This is a genomic window from Taklimakanibacter albus (assembly GCF_016595235.1).
GTDB lineage: Bacteria > Pseudomonadota > Alphaproteobacteria > Rhizobiales > Aestuariivirgaceae > Taklimakanibacter > Taklimakanibacter albus.
Window position 1 is genome coordinate 429,366 of the sequence record NZ_JAENHL010000006.1, and the last position, 14,865, is coordinate 444,230.

Below are 14,865 nucleotides of genomic sequence, written 5' to 3' on the forward strand. Positions count from 1 at the left end.
AATAGAGCTATTCTTCCAGAGATATCGGAATAAAACGCTCGAATTGATGTGAAGCATGGATCGACTGACCGGACTTGTGGCCTTCGTGCGCACCGCCGATCTCGGCAGTTTCGCCGCTGCTGGGCGGGTTCTGGAGCTTTCGCCCTCCGCTGTCGGCAAGGCGGTGACGAAGCTCGAACAGCAGCTCGGGACCCGTCTCTTCCAGCGCTCGACGCGCAGCATCAGGCTGACCGAGGAGGGGCGCCTGTTCCATGAGCGCTGCCGCCGCATCCTGGATGATCTCGATGATGCGCAGTCCGTCCTCGCCCAGGCGATGGAGACGCCGCGGGGACGGTTGCGATTGTCGTCGCCGATCGTCAGCTACCACCTGCTGCTGCCGCTGCTGCCCGAATTCACCGAACGGTACCCTGAGATCGAGCTCGATCTCGATTTCAACGACCGCATCGTCGACCTGATCGAAGAGGGCGTCGACGTCGCCATTCGCAGCGGCGATCTGCCCGATTCGCGTTTGATGGCGCGGGCGTTGCGTCCCTTCCAGCTCCTGCTTTGCGCATCGCCGGCCTATCTGGAGCGCCACGGCGTGCCGAAATGCCCGCGCGATCTCGACCGGCATTTCGGTCTGCGATTCCGCTTTCCCAATAGCGGCAAGCTGCAGGAATGGCCGCTGACATTGCCGGACGGCGAGCCGGAGCTGCGCGTCCGTTCCGTTCTCACCTGCAACAACATGGAAGCGTTGCGTGGCGCCACCGTCAGAGGCCTCGGAATCGGTTGCCTGCCCGATTTCCTTGCCCGCGAGCCGCTCGCCAACGGCGCGTTGCGCACCGTCCTCGTCGATCACATCGATGCGCCGGGCCAGTTCAGGCTTTTATGGGCGTCGAACCGGAATTTGTCGCCGAAGGTCCGGGTGCTGGTCGATTTTCTCAGCGAGAGACTATTCGTCCCGCGCTGCGAAGACTGGCACGCCTTTGCCGCGAGCTAGGGCTTCAGGATCACACGGCCGGTGACGCCGCCGGCGCGCAGATCGCCGAGCGCCGCATTGGCCTCGCTAAGCGGGCGCTCCGACACCGGAATGGGGCGGACGCGGCCTTCGCGCACCAGCGCCATCAAGGCGCGGGCTTCATCGAGGCTGCCGACATAGGAGCCGGCGAGGGTGAGCTCGCGCAAGGGGAACATCGGCACCGGCAGGCTGAAACGGCCGCCCATCAGGCCGACGATGATGACCGCGCCGCCTTTGCCGACGACGCTTTGAGCGAAAGTGAGCGACGCCTCGGAGCCGACGAAATCGATCGCCACGTCCATGGCGCCGGCTTGCTTGAGCACCAGCTTGCGCGCATCGGGCGCAGTGGGATCGAAGGCGGCGACAGCGCCCAGCGCCAGGGCCGTCTCGCGTTTGCCCGCCACGACATCGGCGGCATAGGGGCGCGCCGATGTCAGCGCGCGGGCGATCTCGAGCCCCATCATGCCGAGCCCGCCAAGGCCGACGATCATCACGGAACCGTTCGCGGGAAGAAAACGCTCCGCCTTGCGGATGGCGCTGTAAGCGGTTAGCCCTGAGCACATATAGCTGCCGGCGAGGCGCCGATCGATGCCATGCGCGTCGATGAGATAACGCGGATGCGGCACCAGCACGTGGCTGGCAAAGCCGCCATCGACGGTGATGCCGAGATGGCGCGGCGTATCGCAGAGCTGCTCCTGGCCTTTGCGGCATTTCTCGCACTGGCCGCAGCCGCACCAGGGATAGACTGCATAAAAACTGCCGGGATCGAGCGGACCGGCATCCGGGCCGGCCTTCTCGACATGCCCGGCGATCTCATGGCCGAGCGTGAAGGGAAGCTGGCGGCCGGAGGTGATGTCGAGGCGTTTGCCGTCGCCCAGGTCGAAATGACCGTCCTGGAGATGGAGGTCGCTGTGGCAGACGCCGCAGGAGGAGACCTTGAGGAGGACTTCGCTGCCTTTGGGTTCCGGCAGGGCGGCCTTCGTTTCGGCGAGGGCTGCGCCATAGGCGATGAGCGATTGGCGGATCATGCGGTTTTGCTCCCCAAGGCGGCGGCGATGCGGGCGAAATCGGCGACCGCCAGCTGTTCGGCGCGCAGATTGGCGGCGATGGCGAGATCGTCAAGCACCTTGGCTATTTCGGGGCCCAGGCTCTTGAGACTCGAGCGCAGCATCTTGCGGCGTTGGCCGAAAGCGGCGGCGGTGACTTTCTCGAGAACCGCGACATCGCAGGCCGGCAGGCGCTCGCGTCTCGGGATGAGCTGGACCACCGAGGAGGTGATCTTGGGCGGCGGCGTGAAGGCGCGCCGGTCGATGTCGAACAGCTTCTTCGCCGTGGCACACCATTGGCTGATGATCGCGAGCCGGCCATAGGACTCTGAGCCGGGCGCAGCCACGATGCGTTCGGCCACTTCCTTCTGGAACATCAGGGTCAGGGACGAGAACCACGGCGGCCACGGGCTGGTGAGCCAGCCGGTGAGCAGCGGGGTTGCGATATTGTAGGGAAGATTGGCGACGATCTTCGCATCACCCGCGATATGCGCCGCCCAGTCATAACGCAGCGCATCGGCCTCGATGATTTCGAGGCGGCCCGGATAATGCGCCGCGATCTCCTGCAAGGCCGGCAGCGCGCGGGCATCCTTCTCGACCGCGATGACCTTGCGGGCGCCTTCGAGCAGCAGAGCGCGGGTCAGCCCGCCCGGGCCCGGGCCGATCTCGACGACGGTCGAGCCGTCGAGCGGCGCGGCGCTGCGCGCGATGCGGCGGGTGAGGTTGAGATCGAAGAGGAAGTTCTGGCCTAGACTCTTGCGGGCATCGAGGCCGTGGCGGGCGATGACCTCGCGCAGCGGCGGCAGGCCGTCCTCGCTCATGCCGGCTGACCGCGGCGGGCGATCTCGGCGGCAAGGCTGATCGCCGCCATGAGGCTCTTCGGATTGGCCTTGCCGGTCCCTGCGAGGCTCAGCGCCGTGCCGTGATCGGGCGAAGTGCGGATGAAGGGCAGGCCCAGCGTGCAGTTGACGCCGCCATGGAAGTCGAGCGTCTTCACCGGGATCAGCGCCTGGTCGTGATACATGCACAGGATCGCATCATATTGGGCGCGCGCCTCGGCATGGAAGGCGGTGTCTGCGGGAAGCGGGCCCTGGACATTGAGGCCTTCAGCCCGCAGGGCGGCGAGCGCCGGAGCGATGATGGTCTGCTCCTCCTGGCCCATGGCGCCATTCTCGCCGGCATGCGGATTGAGACCGGTGAAAGCGAGGCGCGGCGACGCGATGCCGAAACGCCGCGCCAGATCATGCGCGACCACCCGCGCCTGACGGACGATGAGATCGCCGGTGAGCTGGCGCGGCACCTCGGTGAGGGCGATATGGACGGTGACCGGGATGGCGCGCAGATCGGCGGCACACAGCATCATCACCGGCTCGGCGTGATGACCATGATGGACGGCGAGATGCGCGAGATAGTCGGTGTGGCCCTGATGCGAGAAGCCCGCGGCATAGAGGGCTTCCTTCTGGATCGGGTTGGTCACGATCGCCGCGACCTCGCCCTTGAGCGCCATGTCCACCGCCATGTCGATGGCGCGGATGACGGTGCCGGCGGTTTCGGCGCTGAACCGGCCGGTCTCCGGCTTGCTTGCGAAAGGCAGGTCGATGACGGGCAGGGCCGTGGCGAACACGCCAGGCGCTTCAGCCGGTGTCGCGATCTCCTGCACAGGAACGGCGATATCGAGCCTGGAGAACCGCTCGCTCAGATAGGCGCTGTCGCCGATGAGAAAGAAGGCAAGGCTGGGATCGGCACGGAAAGCGAGCCAGGCCTGGGCGGTGATATCGGGGCCGATGCCGCCCGGCTCCCCGATCGTCAATGCTAGCGCGTGATCAGGAAAAGTGGGCACCGGTTTTCCGTCCGATCACGCGCTAAATATAAGATTCCGATCACGATCACTTTAGGTCGATCCGACCTAAAGTGATCGTGATCTAAGGGGGCATTAGACAGCGGCGCGGTCACGGGGCTCACTCGGTCGCCTTCGCGTCCTTATATTCGATGAAGGCGTTGCGCCGCAGCTCGCGCATATAGCGCTCTTCATAGACGTCGTATTTCTTGTTCGTGAGCATCGTCTCGATCTGCTGGCGCGAGGGCTTGTCCGGCGAGATGCTCTTCTTGCCGCAGAAGGCGATGAGCTGGATGCCGGTTTTGCTGCGCGACGGACCGATGATGCCGCCCGTGCCGGCCTGGTCGAGCGCCCCTTTGAGAGGCTTCGGAAGCTTGGCGCCGTCGGCCTGCAGCCGCTTGCCGATGCGCACATTGTAGATGCCGCTCGCCGCCGCCCGGGCGCTGTTGCAGCCTTTGAAGGCTTTGCGGTATTGCGCGGCGTCTGCCGCGCGCGCCATCATGAGCTGGTCGGCCATGGCGTCGCCGGTGTTTTCCACCGGCATATCGATTTCCAGGATCTCGTATACGGTGACCGGCTTCAGCCGCGGATCATTGACGATTTCGTTGTATTTCTTGTCGACCTCGGCCGGGTCGATCTCGACCTTCACCTTGTACATGGCGTTGAGCAGGCGGTTGAAGGCGATCTGCGCCGCAACCAGGCGCCGGAGCGCGCCCATCGAGGCGCCCTTGGCTTTGAGCTGGGCGGCCAGGCCCTTGGCGTCGGTGTTCGACCCCTTGGCCATCTTGTCGATCTGGGCGTCGATCGTCTTGTCGTTCGGGTCGGCCTTGTATTTCTTCGCCTCGACCAGCTTGATGACGTCGTCGATGACGGCCTGCAGCGCCCGCTTGCGCTGGTCGGCAATGCTGCCCTCGGTGCGTCCGAGGATGGCGTTGAGCCTGACCCGCTGTTCGACATCGTAGCTGGTGATCGGATAATCGTTGACGGTGACCAGCACGCCTTGTCCGTCCCCCGCGGCGAGGGCGGCGGGATCGCCGGCGAACAGGGACAAAGTGAGGGCGGTGGCGAAAAGAGCTCCGATCTTCATACCGGTATCAGCCTCTATTGGTTCGGCAGCGAACCGATATTGTTGCCGAGCGATTTGAGGTCGATCGAGAATTGAACTGAACGGTCAATCTTTTCATCCTCATCCGCCCGGTCTTCCTCATAGAAGAGGCGGAAATTGAAACAATCACAGTTAAAGCCGATACCCACCGTATCGCGGATCAACTTGCTCGAGTCCATGTCGTAGCGAGCGCCCGCATAAACACTCCACCCACCGGAGAAATTCCAACCGGCGCTGCCCCAGACCTGCTCTTCGCTTTCCGGACGCCCCGAATTCGGGTCGGCATCGACATTCGCGTAGAATAATGACGCGGAAAACCTGTCGAAATTGAGGCTCAGGCCGGCTTCCTGGGCATTGATGTCCGACAGGTCCTCTTCCATGCGGACCTGATAGGAGAACCGCAGGCTGTCCCAGGGTTGTATCGCGACGGCGGCCACCAGGTCCGAGCTGGTGTCCTCGAGGCCACTGCCGTCGGTAAAGCTGTTCTCGCCGGCGACGTGGAACGATTCGCCGAGGCTGGCCCGGATGAAGCCGCCATTCTCCGACAGGAAGGTATAGAGCAGGCCGGCATTGATGCGGGTGCCGCCTTCATAGCGGTCGAGCCCGCTGAACCGGTCATGCAGGAACAGGTTGGTGGTGTCGAAATTCAGGTTGATCGAGTCTTCATTGCCGATCTTGTCCTCGTCCTTCTCGTCGGTCGAGGCGATGAACTGGGTCACCGGCGTCAGGATGTGCTGGCCGCCCTCGGTGTTGGAGAGGAAAGGCCAACGCATGTCGAGGCCGACGGTCGGCTGGAAGCGGGTGGTCGTATCGTTCTCTTCCGTCAGATTGTTGTCGTCGGGAAGATTCTCGGTCACGTAGAGATCGCCGCGCAGATTGGCGAAGGGCGTGATCACCTGGCCCATGCTGTTGATGATCTGCCGCTGCCAGCGCAGATTGGCGATGCCGCGCGTCTGGTCGGTGCCGAGATTTACATTGGTCAGCGGCAGGTCGGGATCATTGGCGAAGACCGCATCGTTGCGGCGGATGCTGTAGAGATTCCAGTCATAGCCGAACTCGCCGCCCAGCACCGGCTGATCGAGGGTATAGCTGTGCTGAATGTAGGGCAGGGCCGTCGGGAAGGTACTGTCGTCGTCATCGGGATCGAGCGACTGGAAGTGCAGGGCTTGCGCCGAGAAGTAATTCCGGTCGTTGAGGCCGGTGATATAGACCTTGTCGATCGCCTCGTCGCGGCTGTCGATCTTGTACTTGTCCATGAAGTCTTTGTCGGTGACAAGCGTGCCGTCCCAGCCCCAGCTCCAGTTGTCGTTGATCTCGAACCGGCCTTGCGAGCGCGCCGAACCGCGGAAGCGCGAATCCCCGGCGGCGTCCGAGCCCATGGTCAACTGGTAGATGCCGGCGACATCGACATTGTATTCGCCACTGGCGAGGCGGTGCCGCCATTCCGCCTTGCCCAGCAAGCCTTGCTCGGAAGTGATGACCGGCGAGAAGGTCAGGTCGTAGCTGGGCGACAGATTCCAGAAATAAGGAACCTCGACGCCGACGCCATAGACGCTGGCATAGCTGAATTTGGGCGACAGGAAGCCGGTGCGGCGTTTGACCGTCGGATCGGCATGCGAGAAAGAGGGCAGCGTGATGATGTCGGCGCCGCCGAATTCGAAGGTGGCGTCCTTGTGATAGAGGACGCCTTCCTTCTCGTTATGCGTCACCTGGCGCGACCGCAACTGCCACAACGGCTTGCCGCTCGAGGTCAGGCAGTTGCCGCAGGCATTGTAGACGACATTGTCGTAGACGGTCAGATAGCCGTCCTGGCGCACCGCGTAATCGGCGGTGATGACCGCATCATTGGTGAGCAGCAGCCGCAGATGCTCGGCGAAGCCGTCCTTGAACTTGTTCATCAGCGAGGCGCGTTCCGCCTCGAGGATATTGCCGCCGGGCTCGCGGAGTCGGACCTCGCCGATGGCGGTCATCTTGTCGTTGCGTTGGTCGTAGGAAACGCGCGTGGCGACGAGTTCGTATTTGCCATAGACGAGGACCACCTTGCCGATGGCGGTCGCGATCTTGGTCTGCGCATCGTAGGTGATCTTGTTGGCGACGACATTGACGCGCGAGCCTTTGGGCGGCGTCTTGAAGTTGGTGTCGCGCACATCACCGGGGGCGGCGATGGCGGTCGGCGTCGGCCAGGCGATGATTGTGCCAAGGCAAAGGCTTGCCGCGAAGAGCGCAGCAATACTCGCACCTCCAGGCAATAGCCTGGAGGGCGTCAGCCTTCCCCTTCGACGCCCCGTCGTCATGAGATGTGTGAACTACCCGAATAACTTTATTTTACACTTTCTTAACCCGGTTTGCCCGGACGCGCAAAGTGCTTTTCGATGTCTGAATGTAACGTGTCTTTGGGCGGGCCCAAGGCAGGAAATTGGCATACTTAACAATCCATTACAGCAGTTGAACCGAGAAGGTCCAGCGGCTAAGGGAATAACCTCGATTTTCCTCAGCGAGATATATTCATGAATGTGACATTCGCTGCGCCCGGGCAGCCTAAATCCGGCGTTTTGGTCGTTTTCTGCCCGGAGGACAAAAAGCTCTCCGGTATCGCGGCCGAGGCCGATAAGCGCAGCGGTGGTCATATTTCCCGGGCGATGAAGGCGATCGGCTTCGAAGCCAAGCGCGAGCAGATCCTCGATCTCGTGGCGCCGGAGAAGCTTCCCCTCCAGCGAATCATCCTATTGGGCGTGGGCGACCCGGCCAAGCTCGTGGCCCGCGAAGCCGAGCTTCTCGGCGGCGCAATTGCCGGCTATCTCCAGGCGGCCAAGGCCGAATCGGGCGCCGTCGCCGCCGACCTCACCGGCCTGGCGCTCGACGCGGCAGAATTCGCCGCCCTCCTGGCCTCGGGCGCCACGCTCAGGACCTATAGCTTCGACCGTTACAAGTCCAAGAAAGCCAACAACGGCAAGGGGCTCACGGCTCTCACCATCCTGACCGGCGAGGCGGCCAAGGCCAAAAAGGCCTTTGCCGACTACGCGGCGGTCGCCGAGGGCGTCCATTTCGCCCGCGACCTCGTCAACGAGCCCGCCAACAAGCTCAATCCGGTGGAATTCGCCGCGCGGGTGAAGGCCAAGAGCAAGGCCGGCCTGGCGGTCGAGATCCTGACCCCCGCCCAGATGAAGAAGCTCGGCATGGGAGCTCTTCTCGGCGTGGCGCAAGGCTCGGTCAACGAGCCGCGCCTCGTCATCATGCGCTGGCAGGGCGGCCGGAAGAACGACAAGCCGGTGTCCTTCATCGGCAAGGGCGTCACCTTCGATACCGGCGGCATCTCGATCAAGCCGGCCGCCGGCATGGAGGACATGAAGGGCGATATGGGCGGCGCCGCCTGCGTGGCGGGCCTCATGCTCGCTCTGGCGCGGCGCAAGGCCAAGGTGAACGCAGTCGGCGTCATCGGCCTCGTCGAGAACATGCCGGACGGCAATGCCCAGCGTCCGGGTGATATCGTCACCTCGATGTCGGGCAAGACGATTGCGGTGCTCAACACCGACGCCGAGGGCCGTCTCGTCCTCGCCGATGCGCTCTGGTACACCCAGGACCGCTTCAAGCCACAATTCATGATCAATCTCGCCACCCTCACCGGCGCCATCATGGTGGCGCTCGGCAAGGAGCATGCCGGCCTCTTCTCCAATAGCGATGAATTGTCGGCGCGCCTCTACGACCTGGGACTGGCGACGGGCGAGAAGGTGTGGCGCATGCCGCTGGCGCCCGAATATGACAAGATGATCGACTTCGAAGTGGCCGATATGAAGAATATCGGCGGCCGCAATGCCGGCGCCATCACCGCCGCGCAATTCCTGCAGCGCTTCGTCAATAATGTGCCCTGGGTGCATCTCGACGTCGCCGGCACCGCGATGGATTCGAACAAGTCGCCGATCAACCAGAGCTGGGGCTCGGGCTGGGGCGTGCGTCTGCTCAACCGCCTGGTCGCCGATCATTACGAGAGCTGATCGAGCACTTACGATCGTCACCTCGGGTCGCTTCGACCTGAGGTGACGCGCAACACTCTTCACAGTTTCGCGCTTTCCGGGCTAGATGCGGCGATGCCGTCCTTCGAACCCGTCAATGCCGTTGTCCGCGCTTTGGACATCCTGCGTCTCATCAACGAAATCGGGCCTGTATCGGTCGTCGACCTGCAGAAGCGCAGCGCCATGCCGAAGGCGACCGTCTTGCGCATGGTGGAGACGCTGATCGCCCAAGGTTATGTCAGCCGCTCCGAGAATGCGCTCTATGCGCCCACCGGCAAATGCCTGTTGCTGAGCAGCGGCTTCGACAGCAAAGCCAGCTATGTCAAGGCGGCCGAGCCCGTCCTCGCCAAGTTGCGCGACCGCATCGGCTGGCCCTCCGACTTCGCCATCTATGACAATGACGCCATGCTGATCGTCCTGGCGAGCAGCGAGCTCGGTGTCCTGTCGATCACCGGCCAGGGGGCCGCCCGCACGCCGCTTTTACGCAGCGCGCTGGGTCGCATCTATCTCGCGCATCTGAGCGATGAGGAGCGCAAGAGCCTGCTCGATCGCTTCTTGCCGGCCGATCCGCTCGCCGGAACGCGGCGCCAAGTTGAAAAGATCTTGGGCGACGCCGGCGAGCGCGGCTACGCCATTTCCGATGAAGCCTATCTCGATACGCTCTATCCGGCCGGCATGCATGCGCTGGCGGTGCCGGTGCTCGGCGGCAAAAGACCGCTCGCCGCCGTGAACGTGCTGTTCCTGCGCAAGGCGTTGACCCTTGAGAAGGGGATCAAGACGCTTTTGCCGGCGTTGCGCGCTGCGGCGAAAGAGATCGGTGAGGGCATAGGTCAGGAAAGTCGATAGGTTCAACAGATGAACCTTATGGTTCATCTGTTGACATTGCCGGCGATGTGCCGATAGAGGGGAAAGGCATTTCCCTTCATCGCATCGCGAGGCATGCATGGCACGGCATACATCTTCTTCGTCCCTCATCCGCAAATTCAGCCGCCGCGACTTCATGCAGCTATCGCTCGCGGCCGGCCTCACCGTCGCGACTGCCGACCAATTGTGGGCGCAGGAAACGGCGGAGCGCAAGCGCGGCGGTCATTTCAGGATCGGCCTCGGGCAGGGGGCGACGACCGACATGCTCGATCCCGCGACCTTCATGGATTTCATGCCGGGCACCGTCTGCGCCTCTTATGCGAATTTCCTCACCGAGGTCGATGCCGACGGCAATATCACGCCCGATCTGGCGGAGTCCTTCGAAGGCTCCGACGGCGCCAAGACCTGGGCCTTCCGGCTGCGGAAAGGCGTCCAGTTCCATGATGGCCGCGAGCTCAAGCCGCAAGACGTGGTCGCCTCGATCCGCCATCATCTGGGAGCGGACTCGAAGTCGGCGGTGAAAGCGCAGCTGAGCGCGATCAAGGAGATCAAGGCCGATGGCGGCAATGTCGTATTTTCGCTCGAGGCCGGCAATGCCGATCTGCCTTATCTCCTGAGCGACTATCACCTGCCGATCTTCCCGGCCAGGGAAGATGGCGGCATGGACTGGCAAGCTCGGGTCGGCACCGGCCCATATGTGCTCGAGGCCTGGCAACCCGGCATCGGCGCCAAGCTCAAGCGCAATCCGAACTACTATCGCGACACCTGGTTCGACGAGGTCGAGATTCTGTCCATCGTCGATGTCGCAGCGCGCATGAACGCGCTGGTGACGGGCGACATCCACTTCGCCGATCGCTGCGACCTCAAGACCCTCGATCTCCTGAAACGCAATCCGAATATCGAGATCGACGAGGTGACGGGCTTCGCGCATGCGACCTTCTCGATGGACGTCACCCAGGCGCCATTCGACAACCCCGATGTCCGCAATGCGCTCAAACATGCCGTCGACCGCGAGGCGATCCTCAACAAGATCTTCTTCGGCCATGGCATTGCCGGCAACGACAATCCGATCGCGCCGTCGGTCAAATATGCGACGAGCCCGGAGCCCCGGCATGGCTATGATCCGGCCAAGGCCCGGGAGCTTTTGAAGAAGGCCGGCCTCGAAGGGCTCAAGATCGATCTCTCCGCCGCCGATACCGCCTTTGCCGGCGCGGTGGATGCCGCACTCTTGTTCAAGGAATCGGCCGCCGCGGCTGGCATCGACATCAATGTCATCCGCGAGCCCAATGACGCCTATTGGGAGACGGTATGGGGCAAGAAACCCTTCATCGCTTCCTATTTCAGCGGCCGCCCGGTCCAGGACCTGCAATTCTCGCTGGCCTATGCCGAGGGTGCCGCCTGGAACGAGACGAAATGGGCGAACAAGCGCTTCAACGAATTGCTGACCTCGGCGCGTGTCGAGCTCGACGAGGTGAAACGCGCCGGCCTCTATGCCGAGATGCAGCAGCTCGTGCATGACGACGGCGGCACCATCGTGCTGCTCTTCGTCAATTATGTGAGTGCCCACGCGAAGAGCGTCGCGCATGGCAAGCTCGCCACCGACAAGGAAATCGACGGCACCAAGATCGCCTCGCGCTGGTGGATGACGGCCTGAGAACGGAGACCAGAATGACCGAACGCTATTTCCCGATCTCCGAATATGAGCGGCGCTGGGCTCTCGTCCATGCCGAAATGCGCAGACGCGGCGTCGCGACAGCCGTCGTCTGGGGCAGGAGCGGCGGCACCTATGACCGGGCCTCCGACATCTATTACCTGACCAACTACTACGGCAATAATTCCGGGCAGGGCTTCGACAACGACCTGCAGAATTGCCGGGCTTTCTCCGCCGTCATCCTGCGTGAAGGCGAGAAGCCGGAGCTCATCATCGAGGAATCGGCTCCGCATCTCAACCTGCTGGCCACCGATCGCATCGTCGGCACCTGGGATCCGGTGAAGACCGTGGCCGAGCGCCTCGGCGCGCGCGCCGACAAGGGGCCTGTCGCCTTTCTCGGCACCGATTTCTTCTCCATGAAACATTGGGGCCAGCTTCAGGCGGCGACCGCCGGCATCACATGGCAGTTCGAGGACGATATCGTCCGCAAGATTCGCCGGGTGAAGAGCTCGCTCGAGCTCGATGCCTATCGCGAAGGCGGACTGATCGCCTCACGCGCCTGCAATCTGCTGATCGAAGGGCTGCTGTCGGGAAAATCGGAGGCCGAGGCGGCGGGCGATGCGGCGCGTGAAGTTGTGCGCTCGGGCGGCGCCATTCACATGATCCCGGTCTCGCATGGCGACAAGATCGACAATATGTGCCGCAACCCATTGCCGGGCTACAGCCACGACACGCCGAAGCCGGGCGATCTGATCCGCGGCTTCGTCTATGGCCCGATGTTCCAGGGATATTACCTGGATCCCGGCCGCACTGTTGTGGCAGGCCGCAAGCCGACGCCGGCCCAGCGCGAGTTGATCGAGTCCTGCGTCAGGGTGACGGACGATCTGCTGGCGGCGCTCAAGCCCGGTCTCAAAGTGCGTGAGCTGGTCGATCTCGGCGATCGTCTCAAGGCCGACCTCAATGTCGAGGACGACGAGATGGCCAAGAAATTCCCGCTCTATGGCCATGGGCTAGGGTTGTTCTTCGAGCAACCGATCTTCTCGACCGCGATGGGGTATGGCGACGACGAGTTCGTCGAAGGCATGGTCGCCGGCATTGAGGTGTTCTTCGCACGCCCGGGCATTGGAAGCGTGGGCTTCGAGCAGAATGCCATTCTGACATCCAACGGCATCGAGCTTCTGACCACGACGCCGATGTTGTGGTGGTAGCGGACTCTTCTCTCAGTCAGACAGGGGCGGGATTCCCGGCTCCATCGACAGATGCGAATGAATGCAGAGGAGCTTCTCGCCATCCTGTCTGAGGACGAGCGTGCAGCGGCCTCTTCTGTCATACCAGCCGCCATCCTTGGTCTTACCCTGGGAATGCCAGAGCGAGATCACGATGGCGGTGTCACCGGATATGACGATTTTCGGATCATCGAAGGTGAACCCGGCGATGGTCGGCCAGATGACGCGCCATTGCCGGGCTTCGAGATCGGCCAGCCCGGTCAGGATCTCGGAGAATGTTCCGAACGAGACGACGTCCTCGGCGAAGAGCGTCCGCGCCTTTGCGAAGTCTTGACCATTGATCAGGACTTCCCAGTCGCGGAGCCATTGCAGGACCTTGCTTCTCAAAATGTAACCTCTGGCCTAGAGCCCTTCCCGTTTTGATCGAATCGTTCCGATTCGATCAAAACGGGAAAAAGGGCTCGAAAACATATAATCTGGAGCGCTTCCTTATCGCCAAAGTCGAGCAACTTTGGCGGGAAGCGCTCTAGGACGCGTGCGCGTGTGTTTGCTCGACGAGCGCCTTGGCGGCGATGTCGAAAGCGCCATATTGATCGATGAACATCTGCCGCGCGATCTCATGGGCGCGCTTCTCGCCGTTCACCGTGGCATTGCCGAAGCCTAAGCGAAGCTTCGCCCCGATCTGCGAGGAGAAATGCCAGGTATTGCCGCCTGGATTGCATTCAAGCACGTAGAGCTTTCCCGTATTTTGTTCGCGCAGGACATCTATCGCAAGCAGCGGTATCGACGCAAATGCCGCGTGTACCTTTTCGGCGAGGGCCAGTATGTCGGGTGCCTTCACCAGTTTACGGTCTTTGCCACCGCCTTGCGTGGCGATGATGGTGCGCTCGATCTCCGCATCCGGCGCATCGAGCCCGCAGCGCGGGCTCTGCAGCGTTGAATGCCAGGAATAGAGGATCTTGCCGAACAGGGTCTCGACCCGGTGGAACGACGGGTAAGGGCCGGTATCGACGAATCTCTGCACCAGATAGCCTTGCCTGTCGCGGTGCAGGGGATGATCGGGCGGAAAATCATGTAGCCGCAGCTGCTCGATCCGGCGGCGCCGGAACAATTGCACGCCGTCGCCTTTGGACGTCAGATTCAAGTCCATGGGCTTGACGAGCACGAACTCGCCGAAGAGCAGGGGATCCAGCATCATGCCGAACTTGAAGGCGAGGGTGGGCGGTGTCGGTATGTCGGCCTTGCGGAAGATCTCATATTGCAGAAGCTTGTCGATGGGGACGTTCTTCAGAAGCTTGCCGCGTTTGATCCGCAGGTTGAATTTTCCGGCAAAGGCGACGACGAGCGTGGGTCTTTGCCATATCGCCGGCGGGAGCTGCGATCTCGACTCTATGCCGATCGCATAGACATCGATATCGCGATCGAGGGCCACGACCTTCCGGCCGATTTCCGCGAAGTCCCGCTCATAGCGGGCGCCGCGATGAATCAGGATCAGATTTCTTTTCATGCAAGCACTGTGAAACGGAGAGTCAGTCGGATTTGCGCCCCACCCGGTTCAGATAGGCGCGGATGCCGTGATAGTAGTTGACCAGGGCTTCCTTGTAGAGCGCGTCGGCCTTGTCGAAATCCGCCGGGGTGATCTTGTGCCGCTTGAGCTTGCGCAGGGAGGCATTGTAGGAGGCGATCGCCTGGCGGCGGCCGGCTTCCAGGAACTCTCGGAACTCCTCGAGCTGTCCGGGTCTCGGGTCGCCGAGCGCCATGTCCCTGAGCGACATGCCGTTCAGGGGATTGGCGCCGGGAACGGTGGCCCCGGTTCCTTCATAATCGACGATGGCAGGGCACATTCCGGGCGCCAGGCTGATCACCGCGCAGACCTTGCCGCAAGAGGCGGTGAGGCTCGTTTCGCAGCAATCGCAGAGGCCCACGGCCTCGGCCCGCTGAGCCGGTGCGAACAGGCCAAACCCAATCACAGCCGCAACCGCGGCTCCCCACAGCACAAAGCGCCCCATTGCGTTCCCCTTTTGGCGTTTCTTGCCATTACCTTAGAGCAAACCCCGCCAAAGTTGAAGACTTTGGCGATAAGGGTTTGCTCCAAGGTGTTGATTTGGCGCGAATCCTCATCGGCGAAG

General features: G+C 62.5%; 13 protein-coding genes. 5 read left to right on the forward strand and 8 right to left on the reverse strand.

The features are described from left to right. The first annotated feature begins 55 nt into the window (after window positions 1-55). Window positions 56-979, forward strand: a complete 924-nt coding sequence (locus tag JHL16_RS06680) for a LysR family transcriptional regulator (RefSeq protein WP_200184100.1) — start codon at window positions 56-58, stop codon at window positions 977-979. Here the strand turns inward: JHL16_RS06680 and JHL16_RS06685 are convergent. The 5 genes from JHL16_RS06685 to JHL16_RS35400 all read right to left on the reverse strand — a co-directional run bounded on the left by JHL16_RS06685 (window position 976) and on the right by JHL16_RS35400 (window position 7,132). Then, the gene (locus tag JHL16_RS06685; RefSeq protein WP_200184101.1) at window positions 976-2,025 is read right to left on the reverse strand and encodes an alcohol dehydrogenase; all 1,050 of its coding nucleotides are present in this window, start codon (window positions 2,023-2,025) and stop codon (window positions 976-978) included. The two genes, JHL16_RS06680 and JHL16_RS06685, sit on opposite strands and share 4 nt — an antisense overlap. Next, a complete protein-coding gene (gene rsmA / locus JHL16_RS06690; protein ID WP_200184102.1) occupies window positions 2,022-2,864 on the reverse strand; it encodes a 16S rRNA (adenine(1518)-N(6)/adenine(1519)-N(6))-dimethyltransferase RsmA in 843 nt (280 codons plus the stop codon). Before rsmA ends, JHL16_RS06685 begins: the two co-directional genes overlap by 4 nt. Continuing rightward, window positions 2,861-3,883: a 4-hydroxythreonine-4-phosphate dehydrogenase PdxA gene (gene pdxA, locus JHL16_RS06695; protein WP_200184103.1), complete on the reverse strand. Its 1,023-nt coding sequence runs from the start codon at window positions 3,881-3,883 to the stop codon at window positions 2,861-2,863. Before pdxA ends, rsmA begins: the two co-directional genes overlap by 4 nt. Window positions 3,884-4,001: 118 nt before the next feature. Beyond that, window positions 4,002-4,967, reverse strand: coding sequence for a SurA N-terminal domain-containing protein (locus tag JHL16_RS06700; RefSeq protein ID WP_200184104.1), 966 nt, complete (start codon window positions 4,965-4,967; stop codon window positions 4,002-4,004). 14 nt (window positions 4,968-4,981) lie between these two features. Continuing rightward, window positions 4,982-7,132 (reverse strand): LPS assembly protein LptD, encoded by a 2,151-nt coding sequence (locus JHL16_RS35400; RefSeq protein ID WP_200184105.1) that lies wholly within the window; start codon window positions 7,130-7,132, stop codon window positions 4,982-4,984. 360 nt (window positions 7,133-7,492) lie between these two features. Here JHL16_RS35400 and JHL16_RS06710 point away from each other — a divergent pair, with 360 nt between their 5' ends. The 4 genes from JHL16_RS06710 to JHL16_RS06725 all read left to right on the forward strand — a co-directional run bounded on the left by JHL16_RS06710 (window position 7,493) and on the right by JHL16_RS06725 (window position 12,718). Then, the gene (locus tag JHL16_RS06710; protein WP_200184106.1) at window positions 7,493-8,977 is read left to right on the forward strand and encodes a leucyl aminopeptidase; all 1,485 of its coding nucleotides are present in this window, start codon (window positions 7,493-7,495) and stop codon (window positions 8,975-8,977) included. 93 nt (window positions 8,978-9,070) lie between these two features. Beyond that, the gene (locus JHL16_RS06715) at window positions 9,071-9,841 is read left to right on the forward strand and encodes an IclR family transcriptional regulator domain-containing protein (protein ID WP_200184107.1); all 771 of its coding nucleotides are present in this window, start codon (window positions 9,071-9,073) and stop codon (window positions 9,839-9,841) included. Between the two features lie 97 nt (window positions 9,842-9,938). Then, a complete protein-coding gene (locus JHL16_RS06720; RefSeq protein ID WP_200184108.1) occupies window positions 9,939-11,513 on the forward strand; it encodes an ABC transporter substrate-binding protein in 1,575 nt (524 codons plus the stop codon). Window positions 11,514-11,527: 14 nt separating this feature from the next. After that, window positions 11,528-12,718, forward strand: a complete 1,191-nt coding sequence (locus JHL16_RS06725; RefSeq protein WP_200184109.1) for a M24 family metallopeptidase — start codon at window positions 11,528-11,530, stop codon at window positions 12,716-12,718. A 12-nt stretch (window positions 12,719-12,730) separates the two neighbouring features. Here JHL16_RS06725 and JHL16_RS06730 read toward each other — a convergent pair whose 3' ends face one another. The 3 genes from JHL16_RS06730 to JHL16_RS06740 all read right to left on the reverse strand — a co-directional run bounded on the left by JHL16_RS06730 (window position 12,731) and on the right by JHL16_RS06740 (window position 14,745). Further along, window positions 12,731-13,123 carry a YybH family protein gene (locus tag JHL16_RS06730; protein ID WP_200184110.1) on the reverse strand — a complete coding sequence of 131 codons (393 nt, stop codon included), beginning with the start codon at window positions 13,121-13,123 and terminating at the stop codon, window positions 12,731-12,733. A gap of 139 nt (window positions 13,124-13,262) precedes the next feature. Then, the gene (locus tag JHL16_RS06735) at window positions 13,263-14,243 is read right to left on the reverse strand and encodes an ATP-grasp domain-containing protein (protein WP_200184111.1); all 981 of its coding nucleotides are present in this window, start codon (window positions 14,241-14,243) and stop codon (window positions 13,263-13,265) included. A 22-nt stretch (window positions 14,244-14,265) separates the two neighbouring features. Further along, complete coding sequence (locus JHL16_RS06740) at window positions 14,266-14,745, reverse strand: hypothetical protein (RefSeq protein WP_200184112.1); 480 nt, start codon at window positions 14,743-14,745, stop codon at window positions 14,266-14,268. Window positions 14,746-14,865: the final 120 nt, after the last annotated feature.

Excerpts from the sequence above, each read along its gene's own strand:
- JHL16_RS06680 (WP_200184100.1), top strand. The coding sequence starts at position 56 with ATGGATCGACTGACCGGACTTGTGGCCTTCGTGCGCACCGCCGATCTC.
- JHL16_RS06685 (WP_200184101.1), bottom strand. The coding sequence starts at position 2,025 with ATGATCCGCCAATCGCTCATCGCCTATGGCGCAGCCCTCGCCGAAACG.
- rsmA (WP_200184102.1), bottom strand. The coding sequence starts at position 2,864 with ATGAGCGAGGACGGCCTGCCGCCGCTGCGCGAGGTCATCGCCCGCCAC.
- JHL16_RS06700 (WP_200184104.1), bottom strand. The coding sequence starts at position 4,967 with ATGAAGATCGGAGCTCTTTTCGCCACCGCCCTCACTTTGTCCCTGTTC.
- JHL16_RS06710 (WP_200184106.1), top strand. The coding sequence starts at position 7,493 with ATGAATGTGACATTCGCTGCGCCCGGGCAGCCTAAATCCGGCGTTTTG.
- JHL16_RS06715 (WP_200184107.1), top strand. The coding sequence starts at position 9,071 with ATGCCGTCCTTCGAACCCGTCAATGCCGTTGTCCGCGCTTTGGACATC.
- JHL16_RS06720 (WP_200184108.1), top strand. The coding sequence starts at position 9,939 with ATGGCACGGCATACATCTTCTTCGTCCCTCATCCGCAAATTCAGCCGC.
- JHL16_RS06725 (WP_200184109.1), top strand. The coding sequence starts at position 11,528 with ATGACCGAACGCTATTTCCCGATCTCCGAATATGAGCGGCGCTGGGCT.
- JHL16_RS06735 (WP_200184111.1), bottom strand. The coding sequence starts at position 14,243 with ATGAAAAGAAATCTGATCCTGATTCATCGCGGCGCCCGCTATGAGCGG.
- JHL16_RS06740 (WP_200184112.1), bottom strand. The coding sequence starts at position 14,745 with ATGGGGCGCTTTGTGCTGTGGGGAGCCGCGGTTGCGGCTGTGATTGGG.